The organism is Pseudomonas sp. AK181 (assembly GCF_051122975.1).
Taxonomy (GTDB): Bacteria; Pseudomonadota; Gammaproteobacteria; order Pseudomonadales; family Pseudomonadaceae; genus Aquipseudomonas; species Aquipseudomonas lactis.
In genome coordinates, this window is record NZ_CP146348.1 from 2,827,084 (window position 1) to 2,843,689 (window position 16,606).

General features: G+C 60.3%; 15 protein-coding genes. 4 read left to right on the forward strand and 11 right to left on the reverse strand.

What is annotated here, in order from left to right; genetic code table 11:
• Positions 1 to 4: 4 nt before the first annotated feature.
• The 6 genes from V8689_RS13140 to V8689_RS13165 all read right to left on the reverse strand — a co-directional run bounded on the left by V8689_RS13140 (position 5) and on the right by V8689_RS13165 (position 4,661).
• Complete coding sequence (locus V8689_RS13140; RefSeq protein WP_056784714.1) at positions 5 to 748, reverse strand: hypothetical protein; 744 nt, start codon at positions 746 to 748, stop codon at positions 5 to 7.
• A gap of 37 nt (positions 749 to 785) precedes the next feature.
• Entirely contained in the window at positions 786 to 1,466 is a 681-nt protein-coding gene (locus tag V8689_RS13145; protein WP_044273466.1) for a C39 family peptidase, read from the reverse strand.
• 60 nt (positions 1,467 to 1,526) lie between these two features.
• Complete coding sequence (locus V8689_RS13150) at positions 1,527 to 2,270, reverse strand: hypothetical protein (protein ID WP_056784716.1); 744 nt, start codon at positions 2,268 to 2,270, stop codon at positions 1,527 to 1,529.
• Positions 2,271 to 2,338: 68 nt separating this feature from the next.
• Positions 2,339 to 2,890, reverse strand: a complete 552-nt coding sequence (locus V8689_RS13155; RefSeq protein ID WP_032892085.1) for a hypothetical protein — start codon at positions 2,888 to 2,890, stop codon at positions 2,339 to 2,341.
• Complete coding sequence (locus V8689_RS13160) at positions 2,890 to 3,348, reverse strand: hypothetical protein (protein ID WP_056784719.1); 459 nt, start codon at positions 3,346 to 3,348, stop codon at positions 2,890 to 2,892. The genes V8689_RS13155 and V8689_RS13160 overlap by 1 nt, the downstream gene beginning before the upstream one ends.
• A 314-nt stretch (positions 3,349 to 3,662) precedes the next feature.
• Positions 3,663 to 4,661, reverse strand: a complete 999-nt coding sequence (locus tag V8689_RS13165) for a FecR family protein (protein ID WP_056784721.1) — start codon at positions 4,659 to 4,661, stop codon at positions 3,663 to 3,665.
• Between the two features lie 148 nt (positions 4,662 to 4,809).
• Between V8689_RS13165 and V8689_RS13170 the strand changes: the two genes are divergently transcribed.
• A complete protein-coding gene (locus tag V8689_RS13170) occupies positions 4,810 to 5,079 on the forward strand; it encodes a PepSY domain-containing protein (RefSeq protein ID WP_003190899.1) in 270 nt (89 codons plus the stop codon).
• Positions 5,080 to 5,098: 19 nt separating this feature from the next.
• Here the strand turns inward: V8689_RS13170 and V8689_RS13175 are convergent, their stop codons facing one another.
• Positions 5,099 to 10,240: a dermonecrotic toxin domain-containing protein gene (locus V8689_RS13175; RefSeq protein WP_056784725.1), complete on the reverse strand. Its 5,142-nt coding sequence runs from the start codon at positions 10,238 to 10,240 to the stop codon at positions 5,099 to 5,101.
• Positions 10,241 to 10,410: 170 nt separating this feature from the next.
• Here V8689_RS13175 and V8689_RS13180 point away from each other — a divergent pair, with 170 nt between their 5' ends.
• Positions 10,411 to 11,448: an Ldh family oxidoreductase gene (locus tag V8689_RS13180; RefSeq protein WP_032892080.1), complete on the forward strand. Its 1,038-nt coding sequence runs from the start codon at positions 10,411 to 10,413 to the stop codon at positions 11,446 to 11,448.
• 33 nt (positions 11,449 to 11,481) lie between these two features.
• On the opposite strand, the gene V8689_RS13185 is transcribed toward V8689_RS13180, so the two are convergent.
• A complete protein-coding gene (locus V8689_RS13185; RefSeq protein WP_019817806.1) occupies positions 11,482 to 11,802 on the reverse strand; it encodes a DUF883 family protein in 321 nt (106 codons plus the stop codon).
• Positions 11,803 to 11,966: 164 nt separating this feature from the next.
• Here V8689_RS13185 and V8689_RS13190 point away from each other — a divergent pair, with 164 nt between their 5' ends.
• Positions 11,967 to 12,221: a hypothetical protein gene (locus tag V8689_RS13190; RefSeq protein WP_003190904.1), complete on the forward strand. Its 255-nt coding sequence runs from the start codon at positions 11,967 to 11,969 to the stop codon at positions 12,219 to 12,221.
• On the opposite strand, the gene V8689_RS13195 is transcribed toward V8689_RS13190, so the two are convergent.
• A complete protein-coding gene (locus tag V8689_RS13195; protein WP_056784728.1) occupies positions 12,193 to 13,113 on the reverse strand; it encodes a LysR family transcriptional regulator in 921 nt (306 codons plus the stop codon). The genes V8689_RS13190 and V8689_RS13195 overlap by 29 nt on opposite strands.
• A 91-nt stretch (positions 13,114 to 13,204) precedes the next feature.
• Here V8689_RS13195 and V8689_RS13200 point away from each other — a divergent pair, with 91 nt between their 5' ends.
• The gene (locus tag V8689_RS13200; protein ID WP_056784731.1) at positions 13,205 to 14,131 is read left to right on the forward strand and encodes a carbon-nitrogen hydrolase family protein; all 927 of its coding nucleotides are present in this window, start codon (positions 13,205 to 13,207) and stop codon (positions 14,129 to 14,131) included.
• Positions 14,132 to 14,631: 500 nt separating this feature from the next.
• Here V8689_RS13200 and V8689_RS13205 read toward each other — a convergent pair whose 3' ends face one another.
• Both V8689_RS13205 and V8689_RS13210 read right to left on the reverse strand, forming a co-directional pair.
• Positions 14,632 to 15,093 carry an LEA type 2 family protein gene (locus tag V8689_RS13205; RefSeq protein ID WP_003190908.1) on the reverse strand — a complete coding sequence of 154 codons (462 nt, stop codon included), beginning with the start codon at positions 15,091 to 15,093 and terminating at the stop codon, positions 14,632 to 14,634.
• 12 nt (positions 15,094 to 15,105) lie between these two features.
• Positions 15,106 to 16,536: a nucleobase:cation symporter-2 family protein gene (locus tag V8689_RS13210; protein ID WP_056784733.1), complete on the reverse strand. Its 1,431-nt coding sequence runs from the start codon at positions 16,534 to 16,536 to the stop codon at positions 15,106 to 15,108.
• Positions 16,537 to 16,606: the final 70 nt, after the last annotated feature.

Below are 16,606 nucleotides of genomic sequence, written 5' to 3' on the forward strand. Positions count from 1 at the left end.
TAGTTCAATAACCGAGCGTGCGTAGGCCTTTAAGTTGGTCCAGGTTGCAGTTCAGCGCGGCGTTGTTCAGCCCGTTGTTATTCATGACTACGTTGATCTGGGTGATGTTTCTGACAAGGTTGCTATTGCCGGTCAAAACCGTGCCCTGCAGCACGTTCCCCGCGCCGATCTGTTGCAGGCTGTTGCCCTGGTTGTGATTGGCCTGGATGGCCATCTGCACGCCGTCATTGCTGGCCGATACGCTGACACGGCCCGCGGCGCTGTCGCCGGTCACTGTGCCGCCAGCCACCAGCACCTGGCCGGACTGCTGGTTATTGGCGGGGGTAACCCCATTCTCGACGTTGATGCCCACAGTGTTGTAGGCGGCGTTGCCATCGCCGGCGGTGCGTACACTTTGGGTCACGCCCTGGCCGCTGCCGAGGCCGGCTCCCCCGACCACATTGCCGGTGCCCGTGTTGGGAGGGGTGCCGGTACCGGTCGAGCCGGTGGTTTGCACATAGAACTGAGGAGTAATGGTGGTTTTGTCGATCTGCATGTTGGCCGTGCCGGTAATGTTGCTACCTTCGGCATTGGTCCAGGTGCTGCTCATGACAATGCCAAAGCTGATGATGCGCCCCGGCATCACGTAACGGCCACGCAGCTCGGCCATTTCGGCGTCCTTGAGTTCGATGGGCTTGAACCCCGAGGACGCATAAGCAGGCATTGAGGCGGCCAGACACAAGACCGTCAGCCAACGGGAAGTGTTCATCTGCTGCTCCTGGGGCGTCCTGCCCCTTATTGCGCTTCTAGAAGAAGTCGCTCTGGATAAAACCGAAATCCATCAGCTCGGCATCGCCCACGGGCCGGAACTCATTCATCTGGCTCTTGGCGGTCAGCGGCAGGGGCGGGTCGAGCAAGACGTTGGCCTTGTCGTAACCCTCGCCCAGTACGGCGAAGACAATGCCATTCCAGCCTTTGACGAAATCGTCATGGGAATAGCGCTTGTGGCCCAATACGGGGTCGCCGATGTACACCCAGTCCTTGTCGGCCCGTTGCAACACCACGAAGTGCTTGTAGCCGCGGATTTCCAGCAGCACCACCACGGGGATTTTCACGGTCAGCAGGGTCTCGGGTGCGATCTTGTAGCCCCGGGCGCGCATGCCGATGCTTTCGAGGTAGCGCTTCATGTCCAGCATGGAAAAGCCCTGGGTTCGTACCAGGTCTTGGTCGGCAGTGACCAGCATGCCTTTGATGATGTGCGCTTCGTCGACGTCCAGCCAGTAGGCCTGGCGCAGGATGGTGGCGAGTGCCGCGGCACCGCAGCTGAAATCGGTTTTCTGTTCCACCAGGTTGGCGAACCGGCGCTCGCGAATGCTCTCGACCTTCTTGAAAATCACCGCGCCGCCGGGCATGGCGGAGACCGCCATGGTGCCTGCCCAGCTCGTGCCGGTGAGTAACATCAGGAGGGTGAGGGTCGCGATACGCATGATCGAATGACCTGTTGGACATTGGAATAAAAAGGGCCTTGTCGCCAAGGCCCCGTTGGATCAGAAGCGCACGCCGCTGGTGCAGACGGTGCAGCCTTGACCGATCGACAGGCTGTTGCTGCCTTGGTTACCAGAGCCGGATTGCAGGTTCACACCCACGTTGCCGGAGTTGCGGGTTACCGAGTTGTCGAGGCTGGAGTTGTTGGACACGTATTGAGGTTTGCCACCATAGCCATAACCGTGGCTGGTAGCGGCGGCGTTGAGGAAGTTGTTGGCGAGCGAGTTTTGCTCGGTGTTGGCCGCCGCTGCGATGTTTTTGCCATCTGCGGTCACGATAGCCAGGTTGTTTTTACCCTGGTTGCCTTGGCCGGACTGGCCGTTGTAACCCACGTTGCCCGAGTTATTGTTGACGGTGTTATCCAAGGAGGAGTTGTTTTGCGTGCCTTTGTTGACGAAGTTGTTCAGCGCGCTGTTTTGATTCACATCGACTACGCCGAATACGGTGGCTGCGTCGCCTTTGGCGCTGGAGATGGCAGCAGAGTTGTCGGCCTGGTTACCGCTGCCTGACTGCACGTTGACCCCAACGTTACCGCTGTTGCCGTTTACCGAGTTGTCGGCAGACGAATTGTTTTCGGTTTTGGTGTCATCGAACTTATTGCCTGCGCTGTTTTGTACATCGGTTACCACAGCGGCAATCACGCCTGTTGGTTGAGGCGCAGGGTGCCAACCACCCGCTTGAGCAGCAGCAGCCATGAGTGCGGCGAGAGCGAAAACCATTGGTTTCAGAGCCATTTGAGGTTTCATGGTGTTTCTCCTTGCTTCTAATTAGTTGGTTAAGTGTTGGTACGGTCTGACGAACGTCTACCAAGCGGTTACTTGATAGTGATGCCCAGGGTGTTAGCCACTCGGTTCCCCACCCCTGCACTCTGGACCACCTGCGTCACTCCTCGGCTGCCGGTGAAGGCCTGGTCGCTGGTCACGACCTGGCGGCTGCCAGTGGTGGGGGTGAGTCCTGAGTCGGTTGCCAGCGTCGTCGTGTTCTGTTGCAACAGGACGCTGTCATCGATGCTCTGCGGGCCAGGGTTGAGGCTGATCCGCACAGCGTTGATGGATTGGTTATTGGCCCCGGCCGCCTGGTTGATGCCCAGCACACCGTTGCCACTGCTGAATGAGTTGCCCTGGATCGCTGCCTTGGCGTTCAGGGACGGATCGACCTTGCCGTCGACGCGCTGAATGTCGACGTTGGTGGCCTGGCCACCGAGCGCGATGGCGCGGCTGTTGGACATTTGTTGTTGGTTGCCGGCGGCCTGGTTGATCGACAGCACACCGTCGTACTGCTGGCCGCTGTTGTTGATCACGGCAGTGTTGTCGGCCATGGCCGTGGCGCTGCCCAGCAGGGCGACTATCAATAGGGCGCGCTTCATCACTTGCCCCCCATCATGCTGCCGAGGTTGTTGAGCGGTGCCATGCCACGCTGGATCGAGTCGCTGATCTGCCCGCCCATGCTGCTGCCGCTGCCCGCACCATGGCCGGCCGCTGCGCCAGCGCCGAGGGTCGACATGCTGTTTTGTGTGGCGCCCAGGCCCGACAAATTGCCGCCTTGTTGCAGGGAGCGTGCGAGGCTGGAGCCACTGCTGATGCCGCCAATATCCCTGTCGCTGAGTTCGCCGGTCAGGGCGTTGTTGATCTCTTTGCTGGGGTTGGCATTGGCAGTGTTGGGGTAGGGGTCGGGCAGCGAGGTGCGCCCATACATATGGCCCTGCACGGTGCGCCCGGTCACGATCACGCCGTCACCCGCCTGGCTTGTCAGGCTGACACCGGCACTGAGCACGCAGCTGATCAGCAGTACGTTTATCGACGAGGCGTGTGTGAGTGTGTTCACGGCGGCAGTCCTTATTCTTCACGCTGACCCTAAACAGCGATATCAGGGAAGGAGCAGAAGGCGTGCCGCTTTCTATTAGATGTGGTTATTCAAGGACTTGGGTTTAAGACAAGGCAAAGTGATGGCAACCCTGTTTCAGGTTTGAAACAGTCCGCAAAGCGTGAGATAGGCCCATGCTCGCCTCACGCTGTCTCAGCGATGTAACACTGCCTGTGACAGAACCATGAATCCGCACGCGGCGGGCGATGCAGGCGAGGGAGGTGTTTCAAAAATGGACACCCGCGGCCCAAACGTACCCGTTCGTGCGAGCGGGCTCAGCCCTTGGGGGTTTTACGTGGAATGGAATTGAGCACGGGGTTGCCGTCCTGGTTTTGGGTCAGGTAGACCGGCAACACCTTGGGCAAGGAGGGCACGAGGTTGTTGACCTCGTTGATGTTGTAGATACCGCCGATGCGAATCGCGCCGGTACTGGCGTCGGCGAGCATCACCGGCTTTTTCAGGTAGCGGTTGATCAGGGGCAGGGCGTCCGACAGGGTCAGGTTGTCGAGTACCAGCTTGCCCTGGCGCCATGCCAGCGCGGTGTCATCGGGATTAATGGCGGCGACTAGCGGGGTGGCGTCACCCTGGCGGAAACTGGCTTGCATGCCTGGGCTCAGCGGCACGCTGGCGTGTTCGCTGTCGCTGGAGACCTGCACCGAGCCCTCCAGTAACATCACCCGCACCTGGTTTTCATATTCCCAGACATTGAACTGCGTGCCGGTCACCCTTACCTGGCCTGTGCCGGCTCGCACGATAAACGGGTGGTCGCGGTCGTGGGCGACCTTGAAGAACGCTTCGCCCTTTTTCAGGGTGACCCGGCGCTGGTCCTTGTAATGGCTGTAGACCAACTCGGTGCCCAGGTTCAACTCCACTTGGCTGCCATCGCCCAAGGTGACTTTTTTCAAGCCATTGGCGGCTTCGAAGCGTTCATAAGAGCTGGGCAACCAACCCGCTTCCCAGCCGGTGAAAGCGGCAAGCGGCAGCGCCCCCAGGCACACTGCTGCGGCTACCGCGTAGGTGCGCAGGCGGCTGCGCGGCTTCTTGAGGGGCACCACCACCGCGTCAGGCTTTTCGCGCGGCAGATGATCGGCCACGTCCCAGATCTCAAGCATGGCCGCATATTCGAAAGCGTGCAGCGGATGGGCGTCGTGCCATTGAGTAAAAGCCTGACGTTCGCCGGCTGTGCAATCTGCAGCATGCAGGCGCATGCACCAATGCGCGGCGGCGTCGGTGATGGCGTCATATTCGGTTTCTGAAAGGGGCTTTTCGCTCATTAACTCATCCTGATTTCCCACATTCTAACCTCCCAAGGCAGACGGCGAGAACCGCATCATGGCGATTGCACATCAATTGGAACTTATTCTTGTTTGCGTGCGCCTAAAAAATCAGGAATTAACCTGTCGTCCACTATGGAGTACGAAAATGTTGAAGAAAACCTTGATCGCCCTGTGTGCTACTTCCGCGCTGCTGAGCGCTGGCGCCGCCATGGCCGACAAGCCGGGTGCAGGCTGGATCACTATTGAAAAAGCCATCGAGGTGGCGAAAACCAAGGCCGGCTACGTTGAGGTCTACGCCGCTGAAGCGGATGACAATGGCTACTGGGAAGTCAAAGGCCGCAAATCCGATGGCACCGTATATGAAGCCCGCATCGATGGCGCTTCTGGCAATGTGCTGCGTGACCAGAAAGACTGATGTACCTGCCGGGGGCCGCTCAGGCTCCCGGCTCCAAGTAGCGCCCAAGGTGGGTGATCAGGTACGTCACTGAGTCTGCATTGGCCAGGATGGTGTCAATGCGTTTGTCAGGTACCGACATGAAGATGACCCTTGCGTCCTGCAAGGTCTTGGCGCCCGTCGCCTTGAAAATTTTCTTTTCAATTGCCGAGCCTGGCTGGAAGTCTTCCCACAGCGCGGTGAGGCTGTCTTGAGTCTTGAACAGCATGGTTGCAGGCGTCATCGTCGATAACGCCGTGCTGCGCAGATCCTCCAGGGTGGTTTTAAGCACTGCGGCGCCGGGCCTTTGGATATTGATCAAGTCCGGGAAGGGCCGCATGCTGTCCAGGTAGGCAATGTCTACGGTGTCCAGCTTCAAGTGCGTCAATTCGTGAATCAGCGTACTGGCCCTGGCGTGCGTCGATATGTTGAAGGCCACATTCTCCAGCAAGCGGTTCTGATAAACGTCCAGATTGGGGTCGAAGAAGCGGCTCAGCAGATACAGTTTTCGCTCTCTGTCGGCGGGAATCATGAACGCATAATCCGATGCGGGATCCTGTCGGCTGGTGCCCACTACAAAACGCATGGAATTTGGACCGGTCAAGCTGGGGTCGGTGAGCTCATTGAGTATCTCGTCGATTATTTTGGTGACTTTCGAAACCTGGTGCGGCGTCAGGGTGACGACACCGAACATTTCTCCCAAAAAGCGCCCAACCCGGCTGTTCGGGTCGCGTTGTGTGGCGAATTGCGCGACGTTGCGGCGGCAGTTCAGCGCGTAATAAGTCGCAAAGTTCAGCGCTTCGGTGATGGCTTGGGCTTTCCAGTAGGTCAACGCACCGATATCGCGGATGCCCACCGCTTCAATATTGATATCCCGTGCTTCGTTGCGCCATGTCTTGAGGTATGACTGAGCCCTGCCGAAGCGCGGCTCTTGGTCGCCCAGCTCCAGTACCCATATGCCCTGCGTATCGCGGCCGATGTACGGCCCAACCTGTTCGTCGTTGGCGAGGCGCCAGCGTTTTGCGGCTTTCTTGACGCTATACACCTTGCCGGCCAGCGGCACGTAGTATTTCGAGGCTTTGCGGTCTTCATACACCTGGCTGAGCGTGCTTTTTTTCAGGTCTTGCAATGCCACATCCTGTGCCTCGAACGGCTGCAGCCGGGTGCGCGAAGGGCTGGTGATATGCCAGGTGTCGAGGGTGGTGGCGGCGGGCAGTGACGTGTCTGTCAGCTCGGCCAGCGAGCGCTCTTTTTCGGTGGGCGGTGCAAGGGCGGTGCCGTCCAGCGCACTGCGCAGGGCGGCCATCTGCGCCACGCCCCTGACGAAATCCTTGAACGCAGCCTTCCACTGGTGCAGTTGCAAGGCTTCGGCCGAGCGCTTGAACAAGGTGTAGCTGCGCCATACCACCAGCGGGTAGGCGAGTTTGCCGGCCATGAACTGTACCGCCGTGGGGATTTCCTTGCCGAACAAGCGGGTCGCATGGTCCCACAAGGTCTTGGCGCCTTCTTCGAATTGGCTGCCCAGCACCTTGAGCAACATCAATGTATTTTCACTGAACAGGTAATGCAGCACATTGCCCTTCACTGGCGATGCTGCCAGGCGGATATCGGAGGGGCGATGGCGACTGTCTTTGAGCAAGTGGCGGTAAGTGGCCTGGTGCGGATCTTCCAGGTGCATAAGCACCCAGTCCTGCAGGACGCCCGGCCTTTGTATCTCATCGAGCAGGGCCGTTTCATCCGTATATTCCTTGAACACATGTTGTTCGCTGTACGGCGCGTAAAGCACCCATGGTCCATCGCCGGGGCTCTGCGGGCCGATCAGGTACACGCCCAGCACTTTGGCGGTACTGGCGCCTTCGGTGGCGATCAGTTCCAGCGGTCGAATCATCGCCGTGGCGCCACTGAGTGAGGCTCGGGCTACGGCGTCCGGCATATCGAAAATCTGTTGCACCAGGCTCAACGCCTGGGTGGAAAGGCGTTCCTGCAAGCTGTGTTCGTGGGCGCACTGCAACGCTTGCCAAGGCAATTGGCGGCAAAACAGGCGTTTGCGTTGGCGCGCATCGTCGGTTTTTGTTTCAAGCTGGCTTCGCACCCGTTGTTGATAAGCACTTTTGAGGTCCAGCTGTCGCACCATTTGTATCACCGCACTGGCGTCCAGGGCTTTTGGTAATGGCTTGGCGGTGCGTGAGCGCGGGCGGATGTGTTGCGCCGTCAGGTTTGGCCAGTGCCGCAAGGCAAAGTCGGTCAGGTTGTCGACATTCACATCGAGCACCGCATGGGTGGGGATCAGGATGTCATCGGGGTTGAGCCCCTTGCCGGGAAAGCGCGCCTCAAGCAGCGCCGTCAGCGTGGTTAAGGCATACGCGCGGATGGGTTGGATGTCATGCAGGTAGTCGTGTTCCTCGCCGGCGTTGTTGCAATACTGCTCCAGAAGCTCGGCCTGGTGGATTTGCTCCTGAGGCGGCGCCATGCCGAGCCACACCGGCAGTGCCTGCTGGTTGACCATGGCATCGGCCAGCGTGATCGCCCTGCCAAGGTTGGTGGGCGGCGGCTGTTCGATGACGGCGTCCAACCGGTCTTGCAAGGCGCGGGCCCCAAGGCCCATGGATAGCAAGTGATCAACGCCCGCCATGACCGCGTCGTTGTAGCTGTTTACTCGGTCATTCAAAAGGTCCTGATCGATACGTTGCAGCGGCCCCTGGCGAAAGGCCTGATGGGGCTCGCGCAAGCAGAACGGCAGGTTCTCCAGCAGGCTCAAGCTGTTGAGCGGGTGCGCCAGGCGCTGGGTGATTTCATCGCGCAGGTCGCTGATGCAGGCAAAGACTTCGTAGCCCAGGCGCGGGGTCCAGAGCAGCGCCTGGCCCGAGCGCTGCGGGTCGAGACCGCCGCGCTCAGTGATGACAAAAATATTGGCCAGCGGTTGTGGCGTATCGACGGCGTTCAAGTCCAGCGTCAAGCCATAGGCATCCGGCAAAAAACCGTTAAGGCCATGGCGGGTCAAGCGCGACAGACTCTCGGGCTGAAGTAGCGTGTCGACAATGGCCTTGCTGGTGGGCGCCAGGGTTTTATCCAGCCACCTCAGCTCGGCTTCGCTGCGTAACCCCACCAGCATCGAGTGGGCGTGTTTGGCGAGAGTCTTGACGAGAAAATCATGGGGTTGCTGGCGTATGGCCTGCTTGGAGAACAGCAGCAGGACGCGCTCGATGATGGTGTTGAACGTTTTGAGCGTCATGCTCGGCAATTGCACGAATACATTGCCTGCGCCCCGCGTATAGAACTTCGTCCTGGACGAGAGGGGCACAGCAGGCGCCTCTTGGGCCAGGCGTTCAATGAAGTGCTCAAGCATGCTCAATGACTGCACTGGCGTACGCTCTTCACGCTCCTGGGCGCGGGTGGCGTAGGTGTTGATATACACCTCGCTGGCCTTGACCGCCTGTTGTTGCAGTTTCAGTTCGGCGTTGAGCGTATCCGCTATGATGCTGCGTAACGTCGGATGGTTCGCGCGCTCCAGCGCCAGTGCGTGCTCAACCGCCTGCAGGCTCTGGAGCTGGAGCCGGGCACGCTCGGCCTTGACCGTCGAAGGGCGGCCATCGCCGCGGGTGACCGGGTGCAAGGTCCAGCGCCCGGCGGTCTCCAGCGTGGCCAGTTGACTGTCCAGCAGGGCACGCACATCCAGGGCGCTGTCGAGCAGGGCCGCCAGGTCCACTTGGCCATCGCTGCGTCGGTAGATTTGCAGGGCATGGTTAAGGTTGTTTGTTTGCTTGCGCACAATGTCTTGCACCAGGGTTACAAACACATTGCCGGGAATCGGCCTTGCCGCGATGGCGATCGGGTCCAGGCCGAGCAGCGTGTCGCGCTCATCCAGTGAGAGTGCGTTGAGCCATTCGTCCTCGTAACCTTGGGCCTTGAGCATGCTCAGCAACCGGTCTTTGAGGTCATCGAGGTTTTCCAGCACCTGTAACCCCCGCGATTGGGTGTAGAGGTAAGCGTGGTGCTCGGTGATCATCAACGTGCTCGCCGGTTCAACGTAATGTTGATGGGGCGCATAAAGGCGCACCTTTTCTACATTGAGGTTTTCGGCATGGGCACTGCGGGCACTTTGGTCGCTGAGGAACAGTGCCTGAAGTGCGTCACTTTCATCGGCGGTGATAATGTCGCTCTGGCGTTTGAGCAGCACATCGAGGCGAAACTTCTGCGCCATGACCTGGGCAAAAAAATCCACGCGGGAGGTGCCGCTGTCGATATCTTCATTCCAGTAGGTCTGCAGCAGGCTTTCCAACAGCTTCGAAAAAATGCTTGAGCTCTGTTCGATCAAGGCTTCCCAGCGTTGGCGATCTTCTTCCCGTTCGGCGGTGGTCAGGTCAGTGGTGTCATGTTTTGGGTTCGAGTATTCGCGGGTTTGCCCTTTGGGCCACCCATGGCGCACATAAAATTGCAGCAGCGCTTCGCTCAAGGTCAGCACGTTGACCCAGCGTGGCGTTGCCTGCTCAGCCTCGCGGGTAAAGACATTGACCCGTGTGTCCCGTAGATCCAGGTGTTTGAACTGCTGGCGGCCCATGATGCTCAGCAGCGTATCGAGCATGTCAGGCAAGGTCGGGGTTTTTTGCAGGTGGCCGAGCATGGCTTTGACATTATCCAACTGGCAGGCCTGCAGCATGCGCCCTTGCTCTGGCATCACGTCACCTTCGATGATCTGAGTGGTCAGCACCATGGGCGTGTCAGCGCCAAGCGAGTTGCGTTGATCCGTCGACAGGTAGTTGAGCAAAGGGGCGCTCTGCAGTGGGTCTTCCAATTGCTCGGTCAATTCGCTCAGCAGTTCAGCATGGCTGTCATAGACCTGGATGCCGTTATCCGGGGTGTAGAGCAACGCCTTGGCGTCGTCGGGTGTCGGGCTGATCGCGAACGCGCCGGCAAGGGGGATGGGGGGCTTACCGGAAATATTGATCAGCACCTTTTCAACGCGCATGGGGTGATCATGCCGGCGTGTGTCCTGCCGAGATTCGTCGGTGGCCAGGTAGAGGTTGTACAGCCATTCACGGTCTTTGGCGGTGAGCCCCAGCGTGCGTTCACGGGCGGTGGGCGAGGCTTTGCCTTGGGGTTTGAGAAACTCGGGGAAAAAATACGGGGGCGTTAAACGGATCACAGCCTGTCTCCGGCGTGCCAGGAAAAGCACAGGGTAGGCAAGCGCCCGTGACGCAAGGCGGTAAATAATCAGCGTTGCGCACGTTGACAGCGCAGAGCGTGCGTGGTGTTTAATCGGGGGTCTGGATGTTCCATTCGTTGCCCCTTCCAATCATAAAAACGGAGCTTCAAATGTCTGCGCAGTCCCCGACAGTTGCCCCCGCTTGCGCCTCGATCGGCTTCGCCGAACTGGTGGAGTTGCTTCAACAGGTCTTCGTCAGGCACGGCACGTCGCCGCAGGTTGCTGCGATTCTTGCGCACAACTGCGCCAGCGCCGAGCGTGACGGTGCCCATAGCCACGGTATTTTTCGCATCCCCGGTTACCTGTCGACGCTGGCCAGTGGCTGGGTCAACGGTACCGCCGTCCCCAGCGTGACCGATGTGGCCTCAGGCTGTGTGCGCGTCGACGCCGGCAACGGTTTTGCTCAACCGGCCCTGGCGGCGGCGCGCCCGCTGCTGGTGGAGAAGGCACGCAGCGCCGGCATCGCGTTGCTGGCCATCCATAACTCCCATCACTTTGCGGCCCTGTGGCCGGACGTCGAGCCGTTTGCCGAGGAGGGGCTGGTGGCACTCAGTGTGGTCAACAGCATGACCTGTGTGGTGCCCCACGGCGCGGATCGCCCGTTGTTCGGCACCAACCCCATCGCGTTTGCGGCGCCACGGGCCGACGGCGCGCCGATTGTGTTCGACCTGGCCACCAGCGCCATCGCCCATGGTGACGTGCAGATCGCCGCACGCAAAGGCGAGCGTCTGCCGGCAGGCATGGGCGTCGATAGCCTGGGGCAGCCGACCCAGGACCCTAAAGCTATTCTGGAAGGCGGCGCACTGTTGCCGTTTGGCGGGCACAAGGGCTCGGCACTGTCGATGATGGTGGAGTTGCTGGCGGCCGCGCTGACGGGCGGCAACTTCTCGTTCGAATTCGATTGGACGGACCACCCTGGCGCGCGCACGCCCTGGACGGGCCAACTGTTGATCGTGATCGACCCAAGTAAAACCGCAGGGCAAAGCTTCGCCCAGCGCAGCCAGGAACTGGTGCGGCAGATGCATGCGGCGGGGCTGCGGCGCTTGCCGGGGGATCGGCGCCATCGTACGCGGGCGAAGTCGCAGGAAAGCGGAGTAGAGCTGGATGCGCAGGCGTTGCGCGAGTTGAGGGCGTTGGCAGCGGGGTGAAACAGGCTGCGCGGGTGCGCAGCCTGAAATGCATCAGTTACGGCGACCCAGCAACAGGCCGACCACCAGGCCAAAGCCTGCGGAAATGGCCACGGTCTGCCATGGGTGCCCACCGATATAGGTTTCGGTGGCATCCACGACCGGCTTGCTGCGCTCGCGCACGTTGGACACCGACTCCAGGGCTTGCTTGAGTTTGATGGCGACCTGCTCGCGCAGGGTTTCACCTTCCTCGCCCACCAGGGATGCGCTGCTTTTGAGCAGTTTGTCCGATTCTTCGATCAACGCGCTCAGTTCGCTGAACGCTTGGTCCTTGATTTGATCTTCGACAGCTTGGGCGGCGGTTTTGCGGGCCATTGAGTGACTCCTTGCAGGTGGATGTGGCAGTGAACAATGGAGTATCGGGGGGTGGCAAAAGTTGCAGTTTTTTTCCCCATGCGCTCATCCGAGGCAAAATCCGGATCGGGAACGTTGGGCCTACAGTGTAAGATGTCACCTATTTGTGCAGCAGGTAATTCAACATGAGCTTCAATCTCGCCAACAAGACCCTCGCCGAACGCGCCGAGCTGGAAGATGAAAAGTCGCGCCTCTACGACCTGTGGCAAACCAACCTGGGCAAGGCCAAGGGCGAAGCCGCGCGCTTGTTCGGTGAGCGCGCCAAGCGCAAAGGCAAATGGGCCGAATGGGTGCGTGCCGAACTCGACGGCATGTCGCCGCCGGAGTTTTCCAACATGGTGCGCAGTGAAGTCAACAAGCTGATGGCGGCGGCGAAGTAAAGCACGCCACAATCGCCTCGCGCACCTTGAGCAACAGCGGGTCCAACTGAGCCTGGGTGCGCCAGCCCAACTCCACCGGGTAATGCGGTAGCGCCAGCGGGCAGGGCAGCACGCGCAAGCCGGTCATTTGCGCAATGGCATGGGCCGCATGCCCGGGAATGGTTGCCACTGCGGTGCTGCCTTTGAGCAGATACGGCAGCGCCGCAAAGTGGCTGGTGGACGCGCACACGTGGCGGCGCAGCCCGTGCGCCGCCAAGCCTTCATCGGTAATGCCGATAAACCCGCCTGACGACACCAGTACATGCTCGCGTGTGACAAACCCCTGCAGGTCGATGATCTCCTGGCCCGGCGCCAGGCTATGGGGGTCTACCAGGCAACGGTAGTCACCTTCCCCCAGCACCTGCCGGCTCAGCCTGCGCTCGGTAAAACCGCCGGCGGTAATGGCCAGGTCCAGCGTGCGGTCGAGCAGGGCGGCGGCGACGATCTGGCTGTAGGTCTGGCGAAAGATCACCCGTAGCTTGGGCAGGCGCAGTGCGATGGCCTCTATCAGGCTTCGGCCATAGGCAATCTCGAAGTCATCCGACAGCCCCAGCACCACCGAGCGCCCCTCGTAGTGCAGGTTTTGCGGGCTGATCATCGCCAGGCTCTGGCGGCAGCGATCCAATGCCTCACTGATCACCGGTTTCAACTGGTTGGCCCGCAATGTCGGCGCCAGGCCGCGGCCGGTGCGCACGAACAAAGGGTCGCCGTACAGCTCACGCAAGCGCCGCAAGCCGGCGCTGATCGCCGACTGCGTCACACCCAGGCGCAGCGCCGCACGGCTGGCACTGGACTCGTCGTGCAGGGCTTCGAAGGTTTTGAGCAGGTTCAGGTCAACCTGGGCGATATTCATTTGGCTCATATCATTTAGCACTGAGGTGGGCTTTATTCATGATCGAGTCTGGCCGGAGAATGGGCAACCCCTATCTATCGGAGTGAGCCTGATGCCTGTATCGACTGTCGCAGCCCTGCAAATCGGCGCCTTGCCTGGCGGCAAGGCTGACACCCTGGCGCAGATCCTGGCCTATGAGGAGCAAATCCAGCGCAGTGGCGCGCACTTGGTGGTCATGCCCGAGGCGTTGCTGGGTGGCTATCCCAAGGGCGAAAGCTTTGGCACCCAATTGGGTTATCGCCTGCCCGAGGGCCGGGAAGCCTTTGCGCGGTATTTTGCCAATGCCATCGACGTGCCGGGTGCCGAGACCGAGGCGCTGGCCGGGTTGTCGGCGCGTACCGGTGCCAGCCTGGTGCTGGGCGTGATTGAACGCAGTGGCAGCACGCTGTATTGCACTGTGTTGTATTTCGAACCCTCGGACGGCCTGGTGGCCAAGCACCGCAAACTGATGCCGACCGGCACCGAGCGGCTGATCTGGGGCAAGGGCGACGGCTCCACACTGCCGGTGATCGACACTGCGGTGGGGCGTATCGGCGGCGCGGTGTGCTGGGAAAACATGATGCCGTTGCTGCGCACCGCGATGTACGCCAAGGGCGTTCAGGTATGGTGTGCGCCCACCGTGGACGAGCGCGAGATGTGGCAGGTGAGCATGCGCCATATCGCCCATGAAGGGCGTTGCTTTGTGGTCAGCGCTTGCCAGGTGCAGGCATCGCCTGAAGCCTTGGGTGTGGAGGTTGATAACTGGCCGGCGGACCGTCCGTTGATTGCCGGTGGCAGCGTGATTGTCGGGCCCATGGGCGATATTTTGGCGGGGCCGTTGGTGGGCGAGGCGGGGTTGTTGACGGCGCAGATCGACACCGATGATCTGGTGCGGGCACGGTACGACTATGACGTAGTGGGGCATTACGCCCGGCCGGATATTTTTGAATTGGTGGTGGACGAGCGCGCCAAGCCAGGCGTTCGCTATATCACTGACTGAACGCAATCAACCTGTGGGGGCTGGCTTGCCTGCGAAGGCGGCCTGACAGTCAACACAGTTGGACCGGGTACATATCCGTTATTTAGGTAACGGCCACTTAGGGTTCCGCTTTGACAGCGGGTCACTTTTGGAAAAGAGCCCCAAAAGTAACCAAAAGGGCTCTTGCCCCACCACTCGGCACCTCGCTTAGGCTCGGTGTGCCCGTAATCCGCCAGTGATTTGGGGGGCCGCCGCCACGCGCCATCCATGGCGCGGGGCGGCTAAACCGGCATCCCTGCCGGTTTACCCCCCAAATCACTGTCGAATTCCGGCCAGCGTGGTTTAACGGGGCGCTTAAGATCAAGATCAAAAGCAGATCAAGATCAAGAGCGGCTCGCTTCGCATCGTAGTTACCGTCGGCTGCTACAGGCTACAAAGTTGTGTAGATACCTATGGCCATCGCAGGCAAGCCAACTCCCACATTTGATCTTGAGTGTTCGGGGGATGTGGTTTTCAGCCACTTACCAAGTGGCGGTGTTAGGCAAGTCCAGGGTGCCACGTTCTACAAAGCGCATGGTGCCAAACAGGCCCCCCGCCAATTTGCCGCGCAGTACGTAGGGCAGGTTGTTCAGGCTTTGGGTTTGGCTCAGGCCCAAGGTCTGGCGCAACACCGAAAACGCTGAAACGCTGACCGGCACCATCAGCACGGTTTCAGAGAAACGTGGGATGCTGCCAGCCTGATCGCTGACGCCAGAAGCGAGTGGCCGGCCATTGACCTCCAGGTCCAGGGCCACGCCGTTGTAGTCGATTGCCGCTTCATTGGGGTTCTGCACCCGCAGCTTCACGGCAAAGCGCACTTCCAGGTCCTGGCTTTGCAGCGGCTCGATGCCCACTACATTGATGTTCACCGGGTCACGATTGGGGAACAGTGCGCAGGCGCTCAAGGTCAGCAGCAACAGCGATAGAACCATGAGCTTGCGCATATAGAAATGCTCCTACTTTTGGGGGATGTCCGGGTCTTGCATGACCTTGAGGGTAGAGGACTCCGGCTCGAATTCATCTTCTTCCAGCTCTATGAACTCTTCGGGCAGGAAAATGTTCAGCAAGATTGCACAGAATGCACCCACGGTGATCGGCGATTCGAAGATGTTGTGCAGTGCCTTGGGCAACTCGCGCAGCACTTCCGGCACGGCGGCGACGCCCAGGCCCATGCCTAGGGATATCGCCACGATCAGCACATTGCGCCGATGCAGGCCGGCTTCGGCGAGGATCTTGATGCCGGCCACGGCCACGGTGCCGAACATGATCAGGGTCGCGCCACCCAGTACTGGCTTGGGCATCAGTTGCAACACCGCGCCGATCATCGGGAACAGCCCCAGCAGCACCAGCAGGCCAGCAATGAAGTAGGCCACGTAGCGGCTGGCCACGCCGGTCAATTGGATCACGCCGTTGTTCTGGGCGAAGGTCACCATCGGCAGGCTGTTGAAGGTGGCAGCCATCGCGGAGTTGAGGCCGTCGGCCAGCAGGCCGGACTTGATACGCTTGATATACAGCGGGCCCTTGACCGGTTGCTGGGAAATCATCGAGTTGGCGGTCAGGTCACCGGCGGCTTCCAGGGGCGAAATCAGGAAGATCACCGCCACCGGGATAAACGCCACCCAGTCGAACGAGAAACCGTACTTGAACGGCACGGGCACGCTGATCAGCGGCACCTGGGGCAGGGCGGCCATGTCGACGCGGCCCAGCAGCCACGCTACTACAAAGCCCAGGGTCAAACCGATCACGATCGACCCCAGGCGCAGGAACGGGTTGTTGAAGCGGTTGAGCACCACGATGGTCAGCAGCACCAAGGCCGCCAGGCCCATGTTGCCTGCGGCGCCCAGGTCGCTGGCGCCATAGCCGCCTGCCATGTCGGTGACCGCCACCTTGATCAACGACAACCCCATCAAGGTGATGATGGTGCCGGTCACCACCGGGGTGATCAGTTTGCGCAGCTTGCCGATGAACTGGCTGAGCACCACTTCGATAAACGCCGCGAAAAAGCAGATGCCAAAGATCGTCGAGAGGATCTCATCGGTGCCGCCGCCCCGGGCCTTGACCATGAACCCGGCGCTCAAAATCACGCTGATAAAGGAAAAGCTGGTGCCTTGCAAGCACAACAGCCCCGAGCCCACCGGCCCGAAGGTGCGCGCCTGTACAAAGGTGCCAAGCCCCGACACGAACAGCGCCATGCTCACCAGGTACGGCACTTCGCTTTCCAGGCCCAGTACGCCGCCGACGATCAGGGTGGGCGTGATGATGCCGACAAAACTCGCCAACACATGCTGCAACGCTGCAAAAATCGCGGCGGTGAAGTGCGGGCGGTCTTCGAGGCCGTACATGAGGTCGGATTTATAGCGCGGGCGGGGGGCTTGAGCGTCAGACAAAATGATGGCTCGGGTCAGAAAATGGAGGCGCAGGATGCCAGAAAGTGCCAGGCGCCTGAAGTGTAAAAAA

Excerpts from the sequence above, each read along its gene's own strand:
- V8689_RS13150 (WP_056784716.1), bottom strand. The coding sequence starts at position 2,270 with ATGAAACCTCAAATGGCTCTGAAACCAATGGTTTTCGCTCTCGCCGCA.
- V8689_RS13145 (WP_044273466.1), bottom strand. The coding sequence starts at position 1,466 with ATGCGTATCGCGACCCTCACCCTCCTGATGTTACTCACCGGCACGAGC.
- V8689_RS13200 (WP_056784731.1), top strand. The coding sequence starts at position 13,205 with ATGCCTGTATCGACTGTCGCAGCCCTGCAAATCGGCGCCTTGCCTGGC.
- V8689_RS13155 (WP_032892085.1), bottom strand. The coding sequence starts at position 2,890 with ATGAAGCGCGCCCTATTGATAGTCGCCCTGCTGGGCAGCGCCACGGCC.
- V8689_RS13140 (WP_056784714.1), bottom strand. The coding sequence starts at position 748 with ATGAACACTTCCCGTTGGCTGACGGTCTTGTGTCTGGCCGCCTCAATG.
- V8689_RS13190 (WP_003190904.1), top strand. The coding sequence starts at position 11,967 with ATGAGCTTCAATCTCGCCAACAAGACCCTCGCCGAACGCGCCGAGCTG.
- V8689_RS13185 (WP_019817806.1), bottom strand. The coding sequence starts at position 11,802 with ATGGCCCGCAAAACCGCCGCCCAAGCTGTCGAAGATCAAATCAAGGAC.
- V8689_RS13165 (WP_056784721.1), bottom strand. The coding sequence starts at position 4,661 with ATGAGCGAAAAGCCCCTTTCAGAAACCGAATATGACGCCATCACCGAC.
- V8689_RS13170 (WP_003190899.1), top strand. The coding sequence starts at position 4,810 with ATGTTGAAGAAAACCTTGATCGCCCTGTGTGCTACTTCCGCGCTGCTG.
- V8689_RS13180 (WP_032892080.1), top strand. The coding sequence starts at position 10,411 with ATGTCTGCGCAGTCCCCGACAGTTGCCCCCGCTTGCGCCTCGATCGGC.
- V8689_RS13205 (WP_003190908.1), bottom strand. The coding sequence starts at position 15,093 with ATGCGCAAGCTCATGGTTCTATCGCTGTTGCTGCTGACCTTGAGCGCC.
- V8689_RS13195 (WP_056784728.1), bottom strand. The coding sequence starts at position 13,113 with ATGAATATCGCCCAGGTTGACCTGAACCTGCTCAAAACCTTCGAAGCC.